Below are 24,761 nucleotides of genomic sequence, written 5' to 3'. Positions count from 1 at the left end.
CCTGTACATGGCAGGTTACCCACGCGTTACTCACCCGTCCGCCACTCAGTCGCATTATCTTCCTCCCGAAGAATTCAAATAATGTGCTTCGTTCGACTTGCATGTGTTAAGCACGCCGCCAGCGTTCATCCTGAGCCAGGATCAAACTCTCATTTTAAAATTTGATTCTCAGAACTTAGCTTGGCTAATTTCCTTGTTACTGTTTAAAGGTGCATCTTCTCTCAGATGCTGTTCGTGTAATCTTTCGATTACTTGAATAATTCTCTTTAGAATCTTTCAAGGTTTTTCACTATTTAGTTATCAAAGTTTTTGTCGTTGCAATTCTTAAAGACATTTTTTTATGTCGTGCCTTGCAGCTTTTATAATATATCATACATTCAATGCTTTGTCAACACTTTTTTCAATTAATTTTTTTGAAGCGGAGAAGGAGGGATTCGAACCCTCGCGCCGGTCACCCGACCTATACCCTTAGCAGGGGCACCTCTTCGGCCTCTTGAGTACTTCTCCGAATTCTTTTTTTAAAATTAATTTCTCTGCATGACGCATTATTTATTTTACTAAAGGAATTCTTTTTTGTCAATAGTTTTTTTATAATTTTTTATTTTTTATTTTATAATCCTTTTCTTATTATTTTTTGCGACAATATTTTTTGTCTTTTTTCTATTTTTGCAATTATATTCTATTTTTATATTTACTATATATACTATATTTTATATTTACTATATATACTATATTTTATATTTACTGTATATACTATACAAAATATTCTTTTATATATCTCTATTAACACCATTGGAGTTATCTTATATTGCTATTACATTATGGGATTTTGATCTTAGAATGATATAGTATATCCTTATCATTCTTTTTGATTATACTATAAATATTTCAATTTTAATCTATAATAAAAAATAGAGACGTAATCAAAATATAGCGGACATTCTAAATTTGATTACTCTCTATCTTTTTTAACTAATCTTATTAAAAGATCTTTTAATTATCTTCTTTTTCTTCCGATTCTTGATCTTCTTCTGAATTTTCGTCATCATCAGACATTAAACTTTTATCTTCTCTAACTTTTGCAACACTTGCAACTTTAACGTTCTCATCTAAGTCAATCAATTTAACTCCGGATGTTACTCTTCCAGAAAGTGCTGTATCTTCAACTTTAATTCTGATTATGATACCTTCTGTTGTTATAAGCATTACTTCATTTTCTGCTGTTACAGCCTTAACTCCAACTAAACAACCTGTTTTTTCTGTAATCTTATAGCATTTTACTCCTTTACCTCCACGATTTTGTGGTGTAAATTCATTCATTAATGTACATTTACCTATACCATTTTCAGATACTATTAATAATGCGTCACCTTGAGTATCAATTTGCATAGCTATTACTTCATCTTCAGCAGATAAATTCATACCAATAACGCCCATTGTTGTTCTTCCTGTAGTTCTTACATCAGCTTCTTTGAACTTGATACATTGACCATATTTAGTAAATAACATTATCTCATTGTCATCATTTGTGATTTTAACCTCAATTAATTCGTCATCATCACGTAATTTAATTGCAGCTAAACCATTTTTTCTAATATTTTCATAATCACAAACAGATGTCTTTTTGACAATACCTTTCTTAGTAGCCATAAATAGATATTGATCTTTTTTGTACTCTTTAATTGGTATCATTGCAGTTATTTTCTCATTTGGCTGTAATGGTATTAGATTAATTATAGCTGTTCCTCTTGCAGTTCGACTTGCTTCAGGAATTTCATAAGCTTTAATTCTGTACACTCTACCTTCATTTGTGAAGAACATTAAGTAATGATGTGAAGTTGTCATCATCATTTCATCAATGTAATCACCGTCAATAGTCTCCATTCCTTTTATACCTTTACCACCTCTATGTTGAGCTTTAAAATTGTCTATATCCATTCTCTTGATATAACCAACTTTTGTCATTGTGATAACTGTATTCTTCTCTGGAATAAGATCTTCCATTGACATATCATATTCATCGTATCCGATTTGAGTTCTTCTCTCATCTGAGAATTTATCTTTAATAGCTAAAATTTCTTCTTTTATAACTGTTAATAGTTTATTCTCATCAGCTAAAATAGCTTTCAATTCGGCAATTTTCTCCATCAACTGCTGATATTCTGACTCAATTTTCTCTCGCTCTAAACCTGTGAGTGCACGTAATCTCATATCTACAATAGCTTGAGACTGAGCTTCTGATAAAGAGAATCTATTAATTAATCTCTCTTTTGCTTCTGCAGTTGTTTTACTACTTCTAATGATTTGAATTACTTCATCAATATTATCTAATGCAATTATTAAACCTTGTAAAATATGAGCACGTTCTTCCGCTTTGTTTAAATCATATTTTGTACGTCTAGTAATTACATCTTTTTGATGCTCTAAATAATATTCTAATAATTCTTTTAAATTGAGAATTTTAGGCTCATTATTTACTAAAGCTAAATTTATTACGCCAAAAGTATCTTGTAATTGTGTATGTTTATATAATTGATTTAAAATTACAGATGGATTAACTCCATTCTTTAATTCGATTGCAATACGCATACCCTCTCTGTCTGATTCATCTCTAAGGGCAGTAATACCTTCAATTCTCTTTAATTTTACTAATTCAGCAATTTTCTCAATTAAACGAGCTTTATTTACAAGATATGGTAATTCCGTAACAACAATTCTGTTTTTTCCAGCATGCATTGGTTCAATGTCTGTAACTGCTCTTACTTTAATCTTTCCTCTACCAGTTCTATAAGCTTCATTTATTCCTGAAGTTCCTAAAATTGTACCACCTGTTGGAAAATCTGGGCCTTTAACAATTTTTATTAAATCATCAATTGTTGTTTCCTGATTTTCAATATCATCATCTATTATTTTTACTACAGCATCAATTACTTCTCCTAAGTTATGTGGAGGTATATTGGTTGCCATACCTACTGCTATACCTGTAGTACCATTTACAAGAAGATTAGGATATCTTGATGGTAATACAACAGGCTCTTTTTCTGTCTCATCAAAGTTTGGAGTAAAATCAACTGTATCTTTGTTAATATCTTCAATCATTTTGATTGAAATTTTACTTAATCTTGCCTCTGTATAACGCATCGCAGCTGCACCATCACCATCGACAGATCCAAAGTTACCATGACCATCAACCAATGGATATCTTGTAGACCATTGCTGAGCCATATTTACTAAGGCACCATAAATAGAACTATCACCGTGTGGATGGTATTTACCCATAGTGTCACCAACAATACGTGCTGATTTTCTATGTGGCTTATCAGGTGTATTATTTAACTCAATCATTGAATATAAAACTCTTCTCTGAACTGGTTTCAAACCATCTCTTACATCAGGTAATGCTCTAGATGCAATTACACTCATAGCATAATCTATATAGGAGGTCTCCATAGTTTTCTTTAAATCAACTTGAAGTATTTGGTCAAAAATTTTGTCATCCATTTAAATGTATTCCTCCTTAAATATCTAAATTTTGTACATATTTTGCATTTGTCTCAATGAATTCTCTTCTTGGTTCTACCTTATCACCCATCAATGTAGTAAATGTTACATCTACCTCGGATGCTGATTCATCATCCATTGTTACTCGTTTAAGAATTCTGTTTGCAGGATCCATAGTTGTTTCCCAAAGCTGTTCTGCATCCATTTCACCCAATCCTTTATAACGTTGTATTTTATTATTTTGATCTCTTCCGATTTCGCTAATAATTTTGTTTAGTTCTTCATCACTGTATGCATACCAAACTTTTTTATTTTTTTCAATTTTATATAGCGGTGGTGTTGCCAAATAAACATGACCCTCTTTAATTAACTCAGGCATGAATCTATACAAGAATGTTAACATCAATGTTTCAATATGTGCACCATCAACGTCGGCATCTGTCATAATAATAATCTTATCGTAACGTAATTTAGAAAGATCAAAATCATCTAAAATACCTGTTCCAAAAGCTGTTATCATTGATCTAATTTCTTCGTTGTTAAAAATTTTATCAGGTCTTGCTTTTTCAACATTAAGAATTTTTCCTCTCAAAGGTAAAATTGCCTGTGTTGCACGACTTCTTGCAACTTTTGCAGAACCTCCGGCCGAATCTCCCTCGACTATAAATATTTCACAATTTTTAGGATCTTTATCAGAACAATCTGCTAATTTTCCTGGCAAAGAAGTATTTTCTAATGCTGATTTTCTTCTAGTAGCCTCCCTTGCTGATCTAGCAGCTTCTCTTGCTCTTTGTGCTAAAATTGATTTCGAAATAATCTGTTTTGCAACATCCGGATTCTGCTCTAAGAAATATGTTAACTGTTCACTAACAATTGAATCTACTGCACCTCGTGCCTCACTATTACCAAGTTTTTGCTTTGTTTGACCCTCAAACTGTGGTTCTTCAATTTTTACGCTAATAATAGCAGTTAAACCTTCTCTTATATCTTCTCCGTTTAAAGGTTGATCATTATCTTTAATCATTTTTGTCGCTTTTGCATAGTTATTAAATGTTTTAGTAATAGCATTTCTAAAACCAGTTAAATGAGTTCCACCTTCTGGAGTAATGATATTATTTACAAAGCTATATGCAGAATCATTATATGATTCATTATGTTGCATAGCTACTTCAACATAAACATTATTTCTTTTTCCTTCGCAATAGATAACCTCGTCATATAAGGCTTCTTTTCCACGATTTAAATATTCAACAAATTCTTTTATTCCACCAGCATAATGGAAAACATGATTGTGTTTAGAATTTTCTCTTGTATCGATTAATGTGATTTTTAAACCTTTTGTTAAAAATGCAGTTTCTCTTAATCTTTGTTTTAATATGTCATACTTGAATTCAGTAACTTCAAAAATAGTATCATCTGGTAAAAAATGTACTTTGGTTCCATGCTTGTCTTTATCGCATTCACCAACAATTTCTACAGAGCCATTTGGTACACCACGTGTATATGTCTGTCTATAAATTTTGCCTTCTCTAGCAACTTCTACTTCTAGGCTATTTGATAAAGCATTAACTACTGATGCACCTACACCATGTAAGCCACCAGAAACTTTATAGCCTCCGCCACCAAATTTTCCTCCAGCATGGAGAACAGTAAACACTACTTCTAATGCTGATTTATTTGCTTTATGATTTGTTCCAACTGGAATTCCTCTACCATTATCGATAACTGTAATCGAATTATCCTCTTCAACTACGACTTGTATAGAATTACAATATCCAGCTAAAGCTTCATCTACGGCATTATCAACAATTTCATAAACCAGATGGTGTAAACCTCTCTCTGATGTACTACCAATGTACATACCTGGTCTTTTTCTTACAGCTTCTAATCCTTCGAGAATTTGAATCTGATCAGCACCATATTCCTGATTCTTGTTTATTTCTTCACTCATGAACTGCCTCCTAATCTTGAGTAATTTGTTTTATTCAAATTTCAAATTTTCCAATTCCTCAACTGTACCATTTGAAACTTTAAAAATCTTATTGATTTCAAATCTATTTCTAACAAACTCTTCCACACCAGTACATGTGATTAAAGTTTGAATATTACTAATACTGTTCAACAAATAATTCTGTCTATTACTGTCTAATTCTGATAAAACGTCATCTAATAATAAGATTGGTGTGTCGTTTACTGTCTCTTCGACTAATTTTATTTCAGCCAATTTTAGAGATAGAGCAACCGTTCTTTGCTGCCCTTGTGAACCATACTTACGTACATCAATCCCATTAATTTCAAAAGAAATATCATCTCTATGTGGTCCAACAGATGTCTGCATAAATTTTAAATCTTTAATTTGATTATTCAATAACTTACTTTCAAACTGATCGCTATTTACATCTGCTTCATAAAAAATCTCAAGTTTCTCTTTACCACCAGAAATATTTTTATGTATCTCAGACAAAATTTGTCCTAAATTTTTAACAAATTTCTCCCTGCGTTTTATAATTTCATTTCCACAATTAACTAACTGCATATCCCATATTTCTAGGGTATCCTTCAGTTGTGGATTAAACGAAATTTCTTTGAGTAAACGATTTCTCTGCATTAAAATTTTATTATATTTAGACAAATTAGACATATATATTTTGTCTAATTGAGATAATTCACCATCAATAAAACGTCGTCTAGCTGCGGGACCATTTTTTATAATATTTAAATCCTCTGGAGAAAAAAATACCATGTTGATTATCCCGTACAATTCACTAGCCTTTTTTATTGGGATCTGATTCAAAGCAATACCCTTACTATGATTTTTTTTTAGATGAATATCAATTCTGTAAGGGATATCTTTTTTTGTTAAATTAGTTCTAATATGCGCTTCATCATTTTTAAATTTTATTAACTCCCTATCTTTGCTTCCCCTATGGGATTTTGTTGTAGCTGAAAGATAGGCAGCTTCTAAAATATTAGTTTTACCTTGAGCATTATCTCCAAAAAAAATATTAGTACCCTTATCCAATTTTAAATTTAATAATTCGTAATTTCTAAAATTAGACAATTCTATTGCATTAATTATCATTTGCTTATTTTAATGACTTCACCGTTATAGGTTACTTCATCACCATCATATAATTTTTTTCCTCGTCTAGTATCAACTTGACCATTAACTTGAACTAATCCATCAAGGATTACCATTTTGGCATCTACACCAGAATCTACTAATCCGGCTTTTTTTAAAGCCTGACCTAATTTAATAAATTCTTCTGATTCTTTAATTGTTATTTCTATCATTTTTTCTCCTAATTTGCTATTGCATTAAAATTTACAGGTAAAATTAAATATATAAATGTGCCCTTATCATCTTTTATAAAACAAGGCGCCTTTGGATTAATCATATATAAATTAATTTCATCTTCATCGATTGCTTTTAAAGCATCTGTAAAGAATTTAGGATTAAATCCAATCATGATATCTCGACCATCTTTTTCAATGTCAATATTTTCATCCATTGAACCTATATATGAATTAATCATTACTTCCATGTTTGAATCTGTGATATTCATGATAATTGGTTTTTTATCACTTTCTTTTACGAGAAGAGTAGCTCTATCAATACTTTCATAGAGCTCTTTTTTATTTATTTGAACTTTAGTTTCGTAATCTGTAGATAACATTGAATCTATTTTAAAATAGTCACCTTCAATTAATCTAGATACAACTGTTGTTTTTTCAAATTCAAAGACAATGTGATTATTGGTGTTGTAAATTAACACATTTTCATTCACATTACCAGGGATAATATTTTTTATTTCTTTTAAAGTTTTACCTGGCACAATTAACTCTCTTGGAGAATAACTTTCTTTTAATTCAATGTAACGTACAGCAATTCTATGTCTATCAAGTGCTACAACTTCTAAATTATTCTCATTAATTTTGAATAATTCACCAGTCATAAGTTTATTATTGTCATCATTAGCTATTGCAAAAGATGTTCTCTCTATTACATCTTTTAGAGAAAATTGAGAAATTGTAATTCCTTGAGATTTTTCGATAAAAGGTAAGTATGAAAAATCATCCCCAGATTTACCTAAAATATCAAATTTAGCTTTTTCACAACTAATATGTGCTTTAAAGTTTTCATCTGTTTCGATAGTAACCATGTTATCAGGTAATTTACTAACTATGTTAGAAAAAATTGTAGAATCTAAAGCAATGATACCATGTTCTTGAACATCACCTTCTATTATTGTTTCAATACCAAGTTCAGTGTCGTTGGCTGTTAATTTAATTTCGTTAGTAGTTGCATCGATTAAGATACATTCAAGTATAGGCATAGTTGTTCTAGTAGGAACTGCCCTTTGAACAGTTTTAACTCCGTTGTATAAATTTGATTTAGAACAAATAAATTTCATGTGTGAGTGCCTCCCGCGTAAAATAAATAAAATATATAAATAATCCGTAGTAATCTTCTTAGGGGGTGTTAATAAGTTAATAAGTGTTAAAAACGTGATAAAACCGCCATTTAGAAGAATAAAATCGACTGTATAAGTGTGTTAAAAAGTTGCGGATTAAACAGGGACAGAATGTGAATAACAACATCCAAAATTCACAAAGTCGTGGAAAATAAGGAAAGTTATCCATAATATCAAGGCGTATCAACGTAGTATGAACGTGGAAAAGTTAAAAACATCTTGATAACTCTGTTGATCCATTAGGTTTAAAACGCAAAAATAATAACAAATTACGAGTTTCTTCTATATAAATGTAATTTTTATAATCATTTATTATATATATTTAGTTTGGATTAATTTTCTTTTTAATAGTTTCAATGGTATTACGAATATTTTCATTAGAGTCATATTCCTCAGTAATTTTTTTAATACCATGAATAATTGTTGAGTGATCACGTCCACCAAGTAATGAACCTATAGTATCAAGTGGAATATCTGTCATATTTTTACATAAATACATAGCAATTTGTCTTGGCTTAGCTATATCACTACTTCTACTTTTAGATATCATTTGGTCTAAAGAAATCTGGAAGTGTTCTGCTACAATTTCTATAATTAATTGTGGAGTTATTTCTTTAGGTTTATCAGGAGTTATAATATTTTGTAATTCCTTTTGAGCGATATCCATAGTAATTTCTTCATGAACTAAATTGTTGTATGCAAGTAATTTATTCAATGCACCCTCTAATTCACGAACGTTGGATTTTATATTATTGGCAATGAAATTTAATATTTCATCATTTATGTTAAAATTATCATTTGTTGCTTTTTTTCTTAAAATTGCCATTCTAGTTTCGTAATCCGGTGTACCGATGTCGGCCATTAAGCCCCATTCAAAACGAGATCTAATTCTTTCTTCTAAAGTCTCCATTTCTTTTGGAGGTTTATCTGATGTCAAAATGATTTGTTTTCCTTGAGTTTGTAAGGCATTGAAAGTATGGAAAAATTCTTCCTGAGTACTCTCTTTTCCTATTATAAATTGGATATCATCGATCATTAAAACATCAACTTTACGATATTTGTCTCTAAATTTAGTCATCGAAGAGGCATTACCATTACGAATAGATTCGATAACCTCATTAGTAAATTCCTCTGATGTAACATAGAGAACTTTGGTAGTAGGATTTTTTTCTAAAATAAAATGACCAATAGAATGCATTAAGTGAGTTTTACCTAATCCTGGACCACCATAAATATAAAGTGGATTATATGCTTCACCTGGAGATTCAGCTACAGCAAGTGATGCGGATTGTGCAAATCTATTGTTGTTACCTACAACAAATGTATCGAATGTATAGTTTGGATTTAGATTGGAACTTTCAATTGATACATTATTTTTAATAGGTTTTGATACTTTAGAAGCTGGATTAATTTGTGAGGCTTGTTCTGGTAAAATAAATTTCACCTCAAAAACAGTACCTGTTACTTCTGCAATAATGGTTTTGAGTGGCAAATGATATTTTTTTGAAATATACCCCAAAGCCATAGGTTCAGAAGGCACTAAAATATATAAGGTATTGTCCATTATTCCATATGGTTCTAAAGGACGTAACCAAGTATCAAAAGAAACATCACTAATTTCATATTCACTTTTGACGGTATTTAATATTTCATTCCATTTGTCTAGTATTTTGTCCATTGTACTTCTCCAAATCTAATAAATTCAATGTTTATCCTAAAATATACATAATATTGAAATGTGAATAAAAAAGTATTTTAGGGTACACAAATAAAAGTCACACATTATTTGCAAAAAATAATATGTATACTTCGTATAAAAAATCTAGCAGAAAGTGGATAAAATATATGTTTAAAAAAAAAGGGTATACTTTTCCACAATCTTACAAATATAATACTACACTATTTGAAGAAGTAATTCAATGTAAAAAATATCTTTATCGGTAAAAATTATAAAAAATTAAGGTTATCAAGATAAAATAAACTGGTTTTCCACAAGTTATAAACAAAATGTGGATAACTCGGAATATTGTCAACATGGTATGGATAAAAAGAAATGCGAGAAGAAGAAAAATAAGATATTAACACAAAAGAAAACGCTGTAAAATCAAGCATAGCAGAGTTATCAACATACAAAATGTGGATAAGTAGATAATCTTGAAAACTATGTTGAAAATCAAAAAAAAGTGAAAAGATATACACAAAAAATGCCTCGAAAAGAAGTTATAAAAAAATCAACAAAAAAAATATCAACAGAATGTTGAAAATTAAGATAAATTTAATAAATGAAATTCATTAGAATTGCTTGACTTGATAGGTTTTTTTGATATAATTGAAGTGATGTTTTTTAACGTTAAGGAGGTGGATATAAATGAAGATGACATTCCAACCAAAGAAAAGACAGAGATCTAAAGTACACGGATTTAGAAAAAGAATGAGTACTGCAAGCGGCAGAAAAGTATTGGCTGCAAGAAGATTAAAAGGAAGAAAAAAATTATCAGCTTAGGCCACATCATTGTGGTCTTTTCTTCTTTTATATTAAAAAGTAAGGAATATTATTATGAAATTTTCAGAATCATTGAAGAAAAATAGAGAATTTCAAAAGGTATATAGCCAGGGAAAATCATATGCCAATCGATACCTTGTTATGTATGTTTTAAAAAATAATTTGAATGAAAAAAATAGGGTTGGCATTTCAGTTAGTAAAAAAGTTGGAAATAGTGTTATTAGACATCATTTAACAAGATTAATTAGAGAATCATATAGACTACACGAAGAGATGTTTAATAGTGGTTTAGACATTGTAGTTGTTGCAAGAGTAAGTGCTAAAGAAATTAGTTATGCACAAGTTGAAAGTGCGTTATTGCATCTTGCAGATCTTCATGGAATTATTGAACTTGAAAACAAATAAATTAAGAAGATGGAACAATGAAAAATATTTTTATACACTTAATAAAATTTTATAGAAAATATCTTTCTCCAATGAAGAGAACAAAATGCCCATATTATCCAACTTGTTCAACTTATGCTTTAGAAGCAATAGAAAAGTATGGTGCGTTTAAGGGTGGTTTATTAGCTTTGTGGAGAATATTGAGATGTAATCCCTTTTCAAAAGGGGGATATGATCCTGTTCCATAACGGAGGGTTTAGGTTTTATGGCTGATATTTTATTGACAGCAAATTCCGTTGCCATTTTGGGTCCTATTGCTAAATTTTTAGGATGGATTTTGGATAAAATTTATATTTTAGTGAAGATGGCAACTGGTATTGAAAATATTGGTATTAGTATTATTTTATTAACAATTGTTATTCTAGGTATGTTATTTCCTTTAACATTGAAACAACAGAAGTTTTCTATGTTTTCACAGAAAATGCAACCTGAATTAAATGCAATTAGAAAGAAATATGAGGGAAAAAGAGATCAGCAATCAGTGGCTGCTATGCAGCAAGAGACTTCTTTAGTATATAAGAAGTATGGTGTTTCACCAGCTGGTTCATGTGTTCAGATTTTGATACAATTCCCAATTTTACTTTCATTATATCAGGTTTTTTCTAGAGTACCTGCATATATTACAAGTGTAAGATCATCATTTGATGGTTTAGTAGATGGAATTATTAAAACAAGTGGTTACAGAGGAATTATGAAGGGGATTGTGTCTTCTCAAAAATTATCTGTAAGCGTTGATTTTTCAGATAAACATCAGAGTATTGTTAATAATTATATTGTCGATGTATTGTATAAGTTACCACAAGATGGATGGAAAGTTGTTTACGATAAGTTTCCTAAATTACATGGTAATATTGATTCTACAATTCATAGTATTAAACAATATAATTACTTTTTTGGGGTAAATATTTCTGATTCACCATTGACTACTATCAAGGCTGCAATGGCAGACAAAGCATATTTAGTAGTTTTAGTTGCTTTACTTATTCCTGTTTTATCAGGTTTATTCCAATATCTAAATGTTAAGATGATGCCACAACCTGATAATGGTAGTGAACAAATGGCTAATCAAATGAAAACAATGAATAATATTATGCCAATTATTTCACTCGTAATGACATTTTCTGTACCTTCAGGTCTAGGTATTTACTGGGCAACAAGTGGTCTTGTAAGAGTTATTCAACAGATGTTTATCAATAAACATTTTGAAAAAATAGATATTGATGACATTATTAAGCAGAATGAATTAAAATTAAAGAAACAACGTGAAAAGATGGGCATTTATGAAAATCAAATTAATAATGCAGCTCATTACAATACAAAAGGTATTAAGTCTAAAGCTGATTTAAGTGGCTTAGATTTAGATAAAATGAATGAAGCTAGTTCTATGAAAAAGGAAATTAAACCTGGATCATTAGCAGCAAAAGCTAATGCAGTTCAAGAGTTTAATGATAGGAATAGCCGTAAATAATAGGGGGGCATTAGGATGGATTTTATTGAAATTTCTGCAAAAACTGTTAATGATGCATTGACAGAAGCTTCGGTTAAATTTGGAACAACTAGTGATCAGATTGAATACGAAGTGGTTGAGAAGGGAAGCACAGGATTTTTAGGTTTAGGAAGTAAAAATGCTGTAATTAGAGCTAGAAAAAAATTTTCAATTGAAGACAGAGTAAGAAATTTTCTTACAGAAGTTTTTGAAGCTATGAATTTGAAAGTTGAACTACTTATTAAAGTAGATGAAATTAATAGTCAAATAGACGTAGACTTAAAGGGAGACGAAATGGGGCTTTTAATAGGCAAAAGAGGTCAAACTTTAGATGCATTACAATATTTGACAAATCTTTCTGTAAATAAAAATGCAGATAATTATTACAAAGTAAAAATTGATACTGAAGATTACAGAAATAGAAGAAAAGCTACATTGGAAAATTTGGCAAAAAATATAGCATTTAAGGTTAAGCGAACACATAGATCGGTAGAGCTTGAGCCAATGAATCCTTTTGAAAGAAGAGTAATTCATTCAGCTTTACAGAATGATCGCTATGTCACAACCCATAGTGAAGGTGATGAACCTTATAGACATGTAGTTGTTACATTAAAGAAATAATTTATGGGTATCCGAGAGGATACCCTTTTTTAAAATTAGTATACGAGGTAGATATAAAATGAAAACAGACACTATTGCAGCAATTGCAACAGCATTAACTCCATCTGGTATAGGAATTATACGTATTAGTGGACAAGATGCTATGAATATTATTGATAAAGTTTATAGATCAAAGAATAATGATAAATTGTTGAGTGATGTGAAATCTCATACTATTCATTATGGATATATTTATGATGGTGAAGAAATGGTTGACGAAGTTATGGTACTTGTCATGAGAGCACCTAATTCATATACAAAGGAAGATACTGTTGAAATTGATTGTCATGGTGGCGTTTTTGTTATGAAGAGAATTCTTGAAACTGTCTTAAAGTATGGTGCAAGACCAGCCGAACCGGGCGAATTTACAAAAAGAGCTTTTCTAAATGGTCGCATTGATTTATCACAAGCAGAATCGGTAATCGATATTATTAATTCAAAAAATGAGTACGCATTGAATAGTTCATTAAGTCAGTTAAAGGGTTCTATTAAAAGAGATATTATAAAAAACAGAGAAAAACTTATACATGAGATTGCTTTTATAGAAACAGCACTTGATGATCCAGAACATATTTCGTTAGAGGGATATCCAGAAAAATTATATGTGATAGTAGCTAAAATGTTAGAGGAAATTAATCATCTAATAAAAAGTGCTGATAATGGAAAAATTATTAAAGAAGGAATTAAGACAGCAATTGTTGGAAAACCAAATGCAGGTAAATCATCATTACTTAACATTTTAGTGGGTGAAGAAAGAGCAATTGTAACAGATGTCGAGGGTACTACAAGAGATACTCTTGAAGAAAACATTAATTTGAGTGGAATTTCTTTAAACATAATAGATACAGCTGGAATTAGACACACAGAAGATATTGTTGAAAAAATAGGTGTAGATAAAGCAAAGAATTGTATTGATCTTGCAGATTTAGTAATATATGTAATTGATTCTTCTAAGGAATTAGATGAAAATGATTTTGCAATTATGGAGCAGATTAGAGATAAAAAAACAATTATATTATTAAATAAGTCTGATTTATCTAGTAAGACAACCGCTGAGGACGTAAAAAAACATATCGACAAAACAATAATTTCAATATCAGCAAAAGAAGAAATAGGAATTAATGATTTAGAAAATAAAATTAAAGATATGTTCTTTAGTGGTAAAATTTCATTTAATGATGAAGTTATGATTACAAATGTAAGACATAAAAATGCTTTAGCTGAAGCAAAAGAAAGTTTAGAGCTTGTAATAAATAGTATAAGAAATGGTTTACCAGAAGATTTCTTTTCAATTGATTTAATGAATGCATATGAATCATTAGGTACAATTATTGGTGAATCATTAGAAGAAGATTTGGTTAATGAAATCTTCAGTAAGTTTTGTATGGGAAAATAATAATTAATTTTTATTGAAATAGATAATATTTAATTATATATTATAGATGATACTTTTAGTAAATTTTAACATCAGAGAAAGAAGGAAAAAAATGCCTGCAATAGTTGAAAATTATGATGTATGTGTTGTTGGAGCAGGACATGCAGGATGTGAGGCTGCTTTAGCTTGTGCTAGATTAGGGCTCAATACAATTATTTTTACAGTAAGTGTAGATAGTATTGCACTTATGCCATGTAATCCAAATGTTGGAGGAAGTTCTAAAGGACACTTAGTAAGAGAAATTGATGCTCTCGGAGGAGAGATGGGAAAAAATATAGATAAGACTTTTATTCAATCTAAGATGCTTAATAAGTCAAAAGGTCCTGCAGTTCATTCATTAAGAGCTCAGGCCGATAAAGTCGCTTATAGCATGGAGATGAGAAAAACACTTCAAAACACTGATAATTTAACAATAAAACAAATTGAAATTGCTGAAATAATTACAGATGATAATAATAATATAACAGGGGTTAAGTCAGTTACTGGTGCAATTTATAATTGTAAGGCAGCTGTTCTTTGTACTGGAACATATTTAAGAGCAAGATGTTTAACAGGTGAATTTATTAATGAGACAGGTCCTAATGGTTTACAGGCTGCAACTCATTTAACAGATTCATTAAAAGAGCATGGAATTGAAATGTATAGATTTAAAACTGGAACACCAGCTCGTGTAGATAAGAGAAGTTTAGATTTTTCAAAGATGCAAGAGCAATTTGGAGATGAGAGAATCGTTCCATTTTCTTTTACAACAAATCCAGATGATGTTCAAATTGATCAGATTTCATGTTGGTTAACTTATACAAATGAAGAAACACATGAAATTATTAGAAATAATTTAGATAGATCACCAATGTATTCAGGTGTAATTGAAGGAACTGGTCCAAGATATTGTCCTTCGATAGAAGATAAAGTAGTAAAATTTGCTGATAAAAACAGACATCAAATTTTTATTGAGCCAGAAGGTTTAAATACAAATGAAATGTATGTTGGTGGAATGTCTTCATCACTTCCTGAAGATGTTCAGTTAGCAATGTATAGAACTGTTCCAGGAATGGAAAATGTTAAAATTGTTAGAAATGCATATGCGATAGAATACGATTGTATTAATCCAAATCAGTTATATGCTTCACTTGAATTTAAAAATGTTCATGGTTTATTTAGTGGTGGACAATTTAATGGAAGTTCAGGTTACGAAGAAGCTGCATGCCAAGGACTTATTGCTGGTATTAATGCAGCTATGAAAATCTTAAAAAAAGAACCGTTAATTTTGGATAGATCTGAAGCTTATATAGGAGTATTAATTGATGATCTTGTAACAAAAGAAAATTTTGAACCATATAGAATGATGACATCAAGAGCTGAATATAGATTATTGTTAAGACAAGATAATGCTGATTTACGTTTAGCAGAACAAGGTCATCGAGTTGGTCTTTTATCAGATGATAGATATGAATGGGTTCAAAAGAAATCAAAAATGATAGAAGATGAGATAGAACGAATCAATAATGTAAAAATAGGTGCGAATAAAAAAGTTCAGGAATTTTTGGAGAGACATAATAGTATTCCACTTAATACAGGTGTATCACTAGCTGATTTGATGAGAAGACCAGAATTAGGATATGAAAGTCTTGCTGAGTTAGATCCAGAAAGAGTAGAACTTCCAGAAGAAGTAAAAAATCAAGTTGAGATTAATGTTAAGTATGATGGTTATATTAAGAGACAGATTAAACAAGTTGAACATTTTAAAAAGTTAGAAAAGAAAAAATTACCAACTGATTTTGATTATTCAAAAATCGGTGGACTTAGAATTGAATCTGTTCAAAAATTAAATAAATTACAACCATTATCAATTGGTCAGGCATCAAGAATTTCGGGTGTATCTCCAGCAGATATCTCAGTAATTTTAGTTTATTTAGAACAACTAAAATATTCAAATCCAGAATTGTTTTTTCAATTAAATGGTCATGAAGAATAGTAAAATGGAGAATATATATGAAATATAACTTTGATAAATTATATGAATTTGCAAAACAATATGAGATAGAATTAAATGAAAATAAAATTAATCAGTTAACAGAATTTTATGAATTACTTGTTGAAAAAAATAAAGTAATGAATTTGACAGGTATTACAGAATTTGAAGAAGTATTGACAAAACATTTTATTGACAGTATTTCGTTGATACAGGTTTTAAATTTAAATCAGGAAATTAAAATTTTAGATTTGGGAACAGGAGCAGGTTTTCCTGGAATTCCATTGAAAATAGTTTTTCCAGAAATAGATATTTGTTTAGCAGATTCATTAAATAAACGAATACTTTTCCTAGATGAAGTTATTGAAAAATTAAATTTGAAAAAAATTGAAACTGTTCATGCAAGAGCAGAAGATTTAGCAATGAATAAAAAATTCAGAGAACAATTTGATGTGGTAGTATCAAGAGCAGTAGCTAATTTGTCTACTTTATCTGAGTATTGTATTCCATTCGTTAAAATTGGAGGCAAATTTATTTCATATAAATCGGGAAATGTTTCAGATGAAGTAGAAGCTTCTAAGTCAGCTGTATTTCTATTAGGAGGAAAAATAGTAGATGTACATAATTTTATAATTGATGATAATAATAGAAGTTTTATTATTATAGAAAAAAAACAGGGTACATCAAAAAAATATCCAAGAAAAGCAGGAACTCCATCAAAGAAACCATTATAGAATAATTATAAATTACAATAAATAAAAAATAGATACTTCTTTATTAATTTAGAAGTATCTATTTTTTTAAAATCTATTATTTTAAAATCTATTATTTTTATAGTATGTAGATTAAATGTATATTGTTTTATTTGTTGATTAATTTTACAATTTTCATTGGGTTTTCCCAGTGTGGCAATAATTTGCAATTTGATAATGTTATCAAATCAATATTTTCAACATTACGAGTTAGATTGTTGAAAAGTTCATTTGCTTCAAAATTATTTCTTGATGAAATAATAGTTGTAGGTGTTTTTGAATTATCAAAGGCTAAGCCTAGATTCGCATCTAGATAATTTGAAATCATGCTAGAGTATAAATATTTTCCAGCTGAATTATCATAGTGTGAGTTTGAATGAAAAACATCGATTAGGTTTGAATCAACTTTTGTATAATCATAAAAATAACCTAATTTAAAAGCATTAATTATGTTCTTTTTTGAAAATGTAATATTATATATGAATGTTCCTAATACAGGTGTGTTTATAAATTTTTTCTTTAATTTTTCAAGGTAGCTTATTTTACCGATTGTCTGCATAGGTGAAACAGGATTGATCAGATAAATCTGTTTGAATAAATCTGGTTCAAGTTTGTTGGCCATAGCTACAAATGTACTTGAAAAATGTGATGCAACAACTATTGTTTCGCTATTAATTATATTCTTAATGAAAGATGATATTAATTGAACGAAGAAATAATTTGTGTATGTTAAATTTGGTCTATCAGATAATCCACATCCTAACAAGTCTATTGTATAAACGGTATATTTGTTTTCTAAAGCATGTGACAATTTTTCCCATTCTTTGGAAGATGCCATTGGATTAAGATCATGAATTAATAAAATAGGATCTCCATGGCCTCGTTTAGTGTAATATACATTTCCGTATTTATAGTCATAAAAATCACCATCAACCGATGAATCTTTTAATTCTTCGTTAGATTTATAGGAAATATATTTATTATATCCTTCGATTGATGCAATTGCTAGAGTTGAAAAAAATAAAAATTTTTTTGTGAATTTCTTCATATAACTCCTCCTTTATAAAAAGCACTTTATATAATAATTATATATGTCTTTATCGATTTTTACAAATGATTTCTGAAATGATTTTAGAAATTAATTTCTAAAAAATGTTTCACGTGAAACATTTTTTGATAAGGTTATATAAAATATCTAGGTATTTGAGAGAGTGAAATTATAAAAAATAAATTTGTGGGTATAATTGATACTATAATGTATTTAAAAGATATAAAAAAATAATTTATTATCGATATGTTCAAATATTATACTTAGACTCAGTTTTACAGAATATGTAGTTAATAAATCGGTATTGAAAAAAATGTAGTGAGAAAGATAGAAGTATAAATAATAGAATCATTAAGTAATAGTTGTGTAACATTTGAAAAATGCTAGAAGTGTTTTATATAGTATAGCTTTGTGGTTATAATAAGATTTTTAGAAAACTAAATAAAGATAGTATGAAGGAATTTTAAGAAATATTATGAGAGAATCATTTGTAGATTTATAGCACGATATATAAGAAAAATATTTTCAAAATAATTATAATGTTTTTAAATATATTATTAATCTCAATACATGTATAATGTTTTAAGATTTATATGAAAATGAAAAAGAATAAAATAGCAACGAATATTAATGTATTGATAAATAAAATGAATATGGTATTAATCATTATAAAAAGTGACTAAAATGAATTTAGTAGCAACGAATACAAAGGTATTAATAATAAAGAAGATTTATCTGGAAATAAAGTAAAACAAGTCTAAGTAAAGTGTATAACATGATATTAATCAATATTGAATTATATATAAATAAGAAAAAATGTATTATAGGAATAAATAGTGAGTGTATACATTAATATTGAATAAAATTTGTTTTTTAGAATAAGGGTGACTACTTAAGAATATAAAATGTTTCACGTGAAACATTTTTGTGATGGATATCTAAATTTAAGTTATATTTTAATCTAAGATATATTTTGATCTAAGAGAAGTTAATGAAAAATATTTGAAATTTAATTATTAAAAAAATTGTTTATATAAGAATGGTTAAAATAAAATTGAAAGTATTATGTTTAAAATTAAAATGTTATGATCTAAATATATAAAAAATGAATGCTATATGATGAGAAAAATATATATTATATAAAGAAAAAACAATAAATCAAAGAAGATGATATTGTTAATGAATTTAAATATATACTAATATGGAAGTTTTAGTTTACTATGTTTTGTGAAAAATGGAAAAAATGTTTCACGTGAAACATAATTATAGAAAAATGGAAATATAAATGCTATAATAAAAAGTGATTTAGAAGGGTAAGTCCAAAAAACAAGAAAGGATAAAAAAATGGGAAGAATAATAGCAATAGCAAATCAAAAAGGTGGAGTTGGAAAGACAACAACAGCCATAAATGTGGCGGCTTGTATTGCAGAATCAGGTAAAAAGGTCTTAGCAATTGATTTAGATCCCCAAGGTAATATGACAAGTGGTTTGGGCGTTGACAAAAATGAGGTGGAAAATACTGTATATGAATTGATGCTTGACGAATGTTCTATTCAGGAAAGCATTGTGGAATCAGTAGTGGAAAACCTAAATATTATTTCTTCTAATGTGAATTTAGCAGGAGCAGAAATTGAATTATTAGGTATTACAGAAAAAGAATATATTTTAAAAAATGCGGTAGACTATATTAAAGAAGATTATGATTTTATTATAATTGATTGTCCACCATCATTAAATATGTTGACAGTAAATGCGATGACAACAGCAAATACAATTTTAGTTCCAATTCAATGTGAGTATTATGCTCTTGAAGGATTGAGTCAGTTGATGCATACAATTAATTTGGTACAAGATAGACTAAATCCTGAATTAGAGATTGAAGGTTTAGTTTTCACAATGTATGATATGAGAACAAATCTATCTAATCAAGTTGTCGAAAACGTTAGAGAAAATCTCGATACGAAGATTTACGATACAATGATACCAAGAAATATTAAGTTGGCTGAGGCGCCATCATACGGTTTGCCAATTAACATGTATGATAAAAAATCAGCTGGAGCCGAGAGCTATAGAAAACTAGCCAAGGAAATAGTGGATAGAGAGGATATATAAAATGGCACAAAAAAAGAGTGGTTTAGGTAAAGGACTAGATTCTCTTATTGCTGATAAAGTTAGTAATAAAGCAAAAACAAAAAATGTAGAGGAAATAACATCAAATGCAAATGAAGGCATTAAAGTTTCAATTAATAAGGTTGAACCAAATAAGGAACAACCAAGAAAAGATTTTGATGAAGATGCACTTTTAGAATTATCAGAATCAATTAAGCAATATGGTGTTTTACAACCATTGTTAGTTCAGCAAAGGGATGGATTTTATGAAATAATTGCAGGTGAAAGAAGATGGAGAGCTGCAAAAAATGCAGGCTTGAAGGAAGTTCCTGTAATTATAAAAAATCTATCTGAACAAGAAATAGTAGAAATTTCTTTGATTGAAAATATTCAAAGAGAAAACTTAAATCCAATTGAAGAAGCATTAGCATATAAGCGTTTATTAAAAGAATTTAATTTGAAACAAGATGAAGTTGCGGAGAGAGTTTCAAAAAGTAGAACCGCTGTAACCAACTGTATGAGATTGTTAAAATTAAATGATAAAGTTCAGCAGATGATAGTTGATGAAATGATTTCAACTGGACATGCAAGAGCATTGCTTGGAATAAGCGATTTGGAAAAACAATATTTAATTGCTCAAAGAATATTTGATGAAAAATTAAGCGTTAGAGAAACTGAAAAATTAGTTAAGAAAATTCAAAATGGTGAAGATGATAAAAAAACTAATTTGGATAATCAATTGGATGAAAGATTAAAAATAATTTATTCTGATTTAGAGGAACAAATGAAAAGTATTTTTGGAACTAAAGTTAGAATAAATTCCAAAAATGCTGAAAGTGGAAAGCTTGAAATTGAATATTATTCTCAAAATGAGCTAGATAGAATAATTGATATAATTAAAACAAATGTTCAATAAAATAATAGTAACTAGGAGATTGAGATGATAGAAAAATATTTAGGAATTAGTACTGATTATGTTGTAATTGGATTAGCTGCATTAGTTGTTTTATTTTTTATTATAATGATCGCTAATTTAGTTAAGACATCAAAAATAGAGAAAAAGTATAATGCTTTTATGGAAGGACAAGATGGTAAAACATTAGAAGATACATTGATAAAAAGATTAGATCAGGTTGATTCTTTGATTCAAAAAAATAAAAAGAATGAAAAAGACATCGATACTTTATACAAAAAATTTGGTATTACTTTCCAGAAGGTTGGGCTAAAAAAATATGATGCATTTAATGAAATGGGAGGAAAACTTAGTTTTTCTTTATGTTTATTAAATGAAGTCGAAGATGGTGTTATTATTAATGCTGTTCACAGCCGTGAAGGAAGTTACACATATGCAAAAGAAATCATCGGAGGTAATTCAATTTTAGAATTATCAAATGAAGAACAAGAATCGTTAGATATTGCAAAAGGTTTAATTAAAGAAGAGGCTTCTTAAATTAAGGAGAAGATAATGAATAAGTATTTAAAATCAATTGGTTTTTCTGATTTAAATAGAGAAAATTTAGAAGATCTCTTAAAAAGAGTAGAAAAAGAGAACTATTATGAATCGATATCTTTTTTAAATGATGGAACACGGTATGGTGAATTAAGAATGCAAGTTGCACCAAATATTGGTGTAACAGTGTGTGGATATTACAAAGAAGATACAAGTGAATTCGTTAGAGAGTATTACTATCCATTTTTAAAAGGTACTAGTAAAAGTACGAATGAAAAAATTGAAGTAGAAAGATACTATGACAAAGAAGCTCTTTGTGGTATTTGCGATGAAATTAGAATGGGTGTTACACTAATATTTTTTGTTCAAAATATTGGAAATTGTAATACAGAAATAAGAGAGAAAAAAATTTCAAGATGTACATATTTAGCGGGCCTTGCTGAGAGCGGTACTATTTTGTTACCAATTCAGAAGAAAAATAATGGTCAAGTTAAATTTAAAAATAGTATTGAAAGAAAAAATAATGAATTAATTTCTAAGGCTCGCGAAGGCGATGAAGATGCAGTTGAAAATTTAATGGAAAATGAAATTAATACATATTCTACATTGACAAAAAGGATAAAGAATGAAGATGTATTATCAATTGTATCAACAACAATAATTCCTTATGGTGTTGAACCTGATATTTATAATATTATAGGTAATATTAAAAAAGTAAAAAAAGAAATAAATAAGATTTCAAAAGAAGAAATTTATATAATGAAAATTGATGCGAATGGAATAGAGTTTGATATTTGTATAAATAGTAATGATTTATTAGGAGAACCTAAAGTAGGCAGAAGATTTAAAGGTAAAGTTTGGCTACAAGGAGAGGTTTATTATTAGTAAACTCTTTTCAAATCAAGAAAAATGTAGTAAAATAAATTAGTGATGATAATTCAATAATTTATACGTCTTCGTAGCTCAGTTGGATAGAGCGCTCGCCTCCTAAGCGAGAGGCCGGAGGTTCGAATCCTCTCGGGGACGTTATTTGAGGACACAGGAATTGTGCATACAAATAATAGATGACTATTATTTGAAAAAGGACAATGTTCTGTGTCTTTTTGTTAGGAAAAGAAATATTGATTGTTTTATATTTTTACTTTAATTTTCAATTCATATTTTATATATAAATCATATTATTCTGCCGAAAATATATATGATATCGTTAAATATATGAATGAAATGAGGGAGAATAATGAAAGAGAAAAATCCTAATTTATATGAAAAAAAGAAGAAAGTATGTAGTTTTTTTATTGTATTTTCATTAGTAATTTTTATGGGATTAATGATAGTAGAGGTTTATGCTATAAGGGATTTTAGAAAAAATTTGTTTGTTATAGCTACTCTAGGTGGAGTGGCTTTTTGTGCTATTTTTGTTGCGATAATTGAAATATTAAGATTAATAAAATTATACAATCTAGAAAATAAGATGTTGAATGAAGAAATATATAAGGCTCTGAAAAACATGCAGATTATACAAAGTGAAAATTTTGGAAGATTTAGTAGTGATATAGAAAGGGTTATTCAGCACAATAAAGAAATTTTGGATGAAAGTGTTGAAGATATTTTTAAAGTTCAAAAGGAAGTTTCTCTTGCAATTGTTAAAAAAAATGAATCAAGTGCGCAAAAAACTATTGATCAAAACAAAGAAAACGCAGAAGCAATCATAGCAGCCAATATTGATATAAAGGAAAATGTGAATCATATAAAAGATGAAATACAAAATTTTTATGATCATTTGAATGAATTGAAATCAGATATAGGGGATAAAATCGAGAAATTAGATAATATTAACGATAATTCAGAAAGAGCATTAGAGATATGTACTAAGATTTATGATGATATTCATAATGGTTTTGATGAAAAAAATAATATCGAATTAGAGATTAATAATGCTAAGGATGAGATTATACAGAGTCAATCAAATAATAAAATTGATTTCCCAATAGAAAAAATAAATAAAATTGAGAGTGACATAGAAGAAATTAAGAGTTATCAGGGAAATTATGTAACTCCAGAAAATTTAATGAGTTCATTAGAAAAAATTGAAAATGAGTTGTCAGAAAAAATAAAGGACTTGCATGACAAAGTAAATGAAAAAGGTTCTATAAATGAAAAAATTGACAATTTGAAAATGGAAGTTGAGGAATCACTAGGACAGTTAGCTTCTAATTATACAATGGGAGTTGAAGAAATAGATAATAAAATAAATGATTTGAATGATAAGTTTGAGGAATTAGTTGAGAATAATGAAGAAGATTATGATGAAATTGATGATAATGCAATAGCAGAGGAAATGATGAAATTAAATAATCAAATTAGCCAACAGATAGAGGTTAATTTTGCTGAGATGGAAAAAATCATCAAGGATCAGGCAGAAGAAATAAAAAATCTAAATGAAAAATATGAGCAAATAATTAAGAGAATAGAAGAGCTTGATGATAAAACAGAAAAATTTGATGCAGTAATTGAAAATAGTATTGGATATACAGGTGCAATAGTTGAAGGTTTGCCAAATATAAAAAATGGAGTCGAGGCAAATCAAGATAATTCGATACCAGATGAGAAAATAGCGACAAAAGAAATTGAAATTAATTTAGAGCCAGAAGATGGGCAAGTAAAAGTGGAGTCAGAAATTGCACCAGAGTTAGAAGAAAATATAGAAGCAGAACTAGAGCCATTACAAGAAATACAATCAGAAACAAAACCAGAGGAAGTTGAAATTGAACCGGAAGTTTCAGAAACTCTTATTGAAGATGAGATTATAGAAGAAGAAATACCAGAACCGGAGCCACAATTGGCAGAAGAATCTGTATTAGAGAATATACCAGAGTTGCAATTAGAAGAAAAATCAGAGCAGAATATAGAACAGGTAGAATTACAA

General features: G+C 28.8%; 20 protein-coding genes, 2 tRNA genes and 1 rRNA gene. 14 read left to right on the top strand and 9 right to left on the bottom strand.

Annotation, left to right across the window (positions count from 1 at the left end; genetic code table 11):
* The 8 genes from BMY79_RS10235 to dnaA all read right to left on the bottom strand — a co-directional run.
* Positions 1 to 157 (bottom strand): 16S ribosomal RNA (locus BMY79_RS10235); the annotation flags it as partial.
* Positions 158 to 419: 262 nt separating this feature from the next.
* Positions 420 to 507 (bottom strand) — tRNA-Ser (locus tag BMY79_RS10230).
* 486 nt (positions 508 to 993) lie between these two features.
* Positions 994 to 3,501: a DNA gyrase subunit A gene (gyrA, locus tag BMY79_RS10220; RefSeq protein WP_022749941.1), complete on the bottom strand. Its 2,508-nt coding sequence runs from the start codon at positions 3,499 to 3,501 to the stop codon at positions 994 to 996.
* Between the two features lie 16 nt (positions 3,502 to 3,517).
* Positions 3,518 to 5,452: a DNA topoisomerase (ATP-hydrolyzing) subunit B gene (gene gyrB / locus BMY79_RS10215; protein WP_022749939.1), complete on the bottom strand. Its 1,935-nt coding sequence runs from the start codon at positions 5,450 to 5,452 to the stop codon at positions 3,518 to 3,520.
* Between the two features lie 30 nt (positions 5,453 to 5,482).
* Positions 5,483 to 6,583 (bottom strand): DNA replication/repair protein RecF, encoded by a 1,101-nt coding sequence (gene recF / locus BMY79_RS10210; RefSeq protein WP_029066764.1) that lies wholly within the window; start codon positions 6,581 to 6,583, stop codon positions 5,483 to 5,485.
* Entirely contained in the window at positions 6,580 to 6,795 is a 216-nt protein-coding gene (locus BMY79_RS10205; protein WP_022749937.1) for an RNA-binding S4 domain-containing protein, read from the bottom strand. Before BMY79_RS10205 ends, recF begins: the two co-directional genes overlap by 4 nt.
* A gap of 8 nt (positions 6,796 to 6,803) precedes the next feature.
* Positions 6,804 to 7,916 carry a DNA polymerase III subunit beta gene (gene dnaN / locus BMY79_RS10200; RefSeq protein WP_074730893.1) on the bottom strand — a complete coding sequence of 371 codons (1,113 nt, stop codon included), beginning with the start codon at positions 7,914 to 7,916 and terminating at the stop codon, positions 6,804 to 6,806.
* A 382-nt stretch (positions 7,917 to 8,298) separates the two neighbouring features.
* The gene (gene dnaA, locus BMY79_RS10195) at positions 8,299 to 9,654 is read right to left on the bottom strand and encodes a chromosomal replication initiator protein DnaA (protein WP_022749934.1); all 1,356 of its coding nucleotides are present in this window, start codon (positions 9,652 to 9,654) and stop codon (positions 8,299 to 8,301) included.
* Positions 9,655 to 10,344: 690 nt separating this feature from the next.
* On the opposite strand from dnaA, the gene rpmH reads away from it, so the two are divergent.
* The 8 genes from rpmH to rsmG all read left to right on the top strand — a co-directional run bounded on the left by rpmH (position 10,345) and on the right by rsmG (position 17,210).
* Positions 10,345 to 10,479, top strand: coding sequence for a 50S ribosomal protein L34 (gene rpmH / locus BMY79_RS10190; protein ID WP_022749933.1), 135 nt, complete (start codon positions 10,345 to 10,347; stop codon positions 10,477 to 10,479).
* 54 nt (positions 10,480 to 10,533) lie between these two features.
* Positions 10,534 to 10,884, top strand: coding sequence for a ribonuclease P protein component (gene rnpA / locus BMY79_RS10185; RefSeq protein ID WP_022749932.1), 351 nt, complete (start codon positions 10,534 to 10,536; stop codon positions 10,882 to 10,884).
* Between the two features lie 17 nt (positions 10,885 to 10,901).
* Entirely contained in the window at positions 10,902 to 11,111 is a 210-nt protein-coding gene (yidD, locus tag BMY79_RS10180; protein ID WP_022749931.1) for a membrane protein insertion efficiency factor YidD, read from the top strand.
* Positions 11,112 to 11,128: 17 nt separating this feature from the next.
* The gene (locus tag BMY79_RS10175; protein WP_022749929.1) at positions 11,129 to 12,391 is read left to right on the top strand and encodes a YidC/Oxa1 family membrane protein insertase; all 1,263 of its coding nucleotides are present in this window, start codon (positions 11,129 to 11,131) and stop codon (positions 12,389 to 12,391) included.
* A 15-nt stretch (positions 12,392 to 12,406) separates the two neighbouring features.
* Positions 12,407 to 13,030 (top strand): RNA-binding cell elongation regulator Jag/EloR, encoded by a 624-nt coding sequence (jag, locus tag BMY79_RS10170; protein WP_022749928.1) that lies wholly within the window; start codon positions 12,407 to 12,409, stop codon positions 13,028 to 13,030.
* Positions 13,031 to 13,088: 58 nt separating this feature from the next.
* Positions 13,089 to 14,465: a tRNA uridine-5-carboxymethylaminomethyl(34) synthesis GTPase MnmE gene (mnmE, locus tag BMY79_RS10165; protein ID WP_027422564.1), complete on the top strand. Its 1,377-nt coding sequence runs from the start codon at positions 13,089 to 13,091 to the stop codon at positions 14,463 to 14,465.
* Positions 14,466 to 14,556: 91 nt separating this feature from the next.
* Positions 14,557 to 16,479 (top strand): tRNA uridine-5-carboxymethylaminomethyl(34) synthesis enzyme MnmG, encoded by a 1,923-nt coding sequence (mnmG, locus tag BMY79_RS10160; protein ID WP_022749926.1) that lies wholly within the window; start codon positions 14,557 to 14,559, stop codon positions 16,477 to 16,479.
* Between the two features lie 17 nt (positions 16,480 to 16,496).
* Complete coding sequence (rsmG, locus tag BMY79_RS10155; protein ID WP_022749924.1) at positions 16,497 to 17,210, top strand: 16S rRNA (guanine(527)-N(7))-methyltransferase RsmG; 714 nt, start codon at positions 16,497 to 16,499, stop codon at positions 17,208 to 17,210.
* A gap of 127 nt (positions 17,211 to 17,337) precedes the next feature.
* On the opposite strand, the gene BMY79_RS10150 is transcribed toward rsmG, so the two are convergent.
* Positions 17,338 to 18,276 carry an alpha/beta fold hydrolase gene (locus BMY79_RS10150; protein ID WP_074730892.1) on the bottom strand — a complete coding sequence of 313 codons (939 nt, stop codon included), beginning with the start codon at positions 18,274 to 18,276 and terminating at the stop codon, positions 17,338 to 17,340.
* A gap of 1,344 nt (positions 18,277 to 19,620) precedes the next feature.
* On the opposite strand from BMY79_RS10150, the gene BMY79_RS10145 reads away from it, so the two are divergent.
* From BMY79_RS10145 to BMY79_RS10120, 6 genes are all read left to right on the top strand, one after another.
* Positions 19,621 to 20,388 (top strand): ParA family protein, encoded by a 768-nt coding sequence (locus tag BMY79_RS10145; RefSeq protein WP_022749921.1) that lies wholly within the window; start codon positions 19,621 to 19,623, stop codon positions 20,386 to 20,388.
* A gap of 1 nt (position 20,389) precedes the next feature.
* Positions 20,390 to 21,301, top strand: coding sequence for a ParB/RepB/Spo0J family partition protein (locus tag BMY79_RS10140; protein ID WP_022749920.1), 912 nt, complete (start codon positions 20,390 to 20,392; stop codon positions 21,299 to 21,301).
* 24 nt (positions 21,302 to 21,325) lie between these two features.
* Positions 21,326 to 21,835, top strand: a complete 510-nt coding sequence (locus tag BMY79_RS10135; RefSeq protein ID WP_022749918.1) for a DUF4446 family protein — start codon at positions 21,326 to 21,328, stop codon at positions 21,833 to 21,835.
* A gap of 15 nt (positions 21,836 to 21,850) precedes the next feature.
* Complete coding sequence (locus tag BMY79_RS10130) at positions 21,851 to 22,720, top strand: DUF3881 family protein (RefSeq protein WP_022749917.1); 870 nt, start codon at positions 21,851 to 21,853, stop codon at positions 22,718 to 22,720.
* Positions 22,721 to 22,787: 67 nt separating this feature from the next.
* Positions 22,788 to 22,861, top strand: a tRNA-Arg gene (locus tag BMY79_RS10125).
* Between the two features lie 211 nt (positions 22,862 to 23,072).
* Positions 23,073 to 24,761 (top strand): coiled-coil domain-containing protein (locus BMY79_RS10120; protein WP_083383552.1); only part of this gene is annotated, 1,689 nt, incomplete at its 3' end.

It is taken from the genome of Lachnobacterium bovis (genome assembly GCF_900111325.1).
In the GTDB taxonomy this organism is placed as follows: domain Bacteria; phylum Bacillota; class Clostridia; order Lachnospirales; family Lachnospiraceae; genus Roseburia; species Roseburia bovis_A.
Note: the sequence above shows the minus strand (reverse complement) of the source record. Positions and strands in the feature narration are given on the sequence as shown.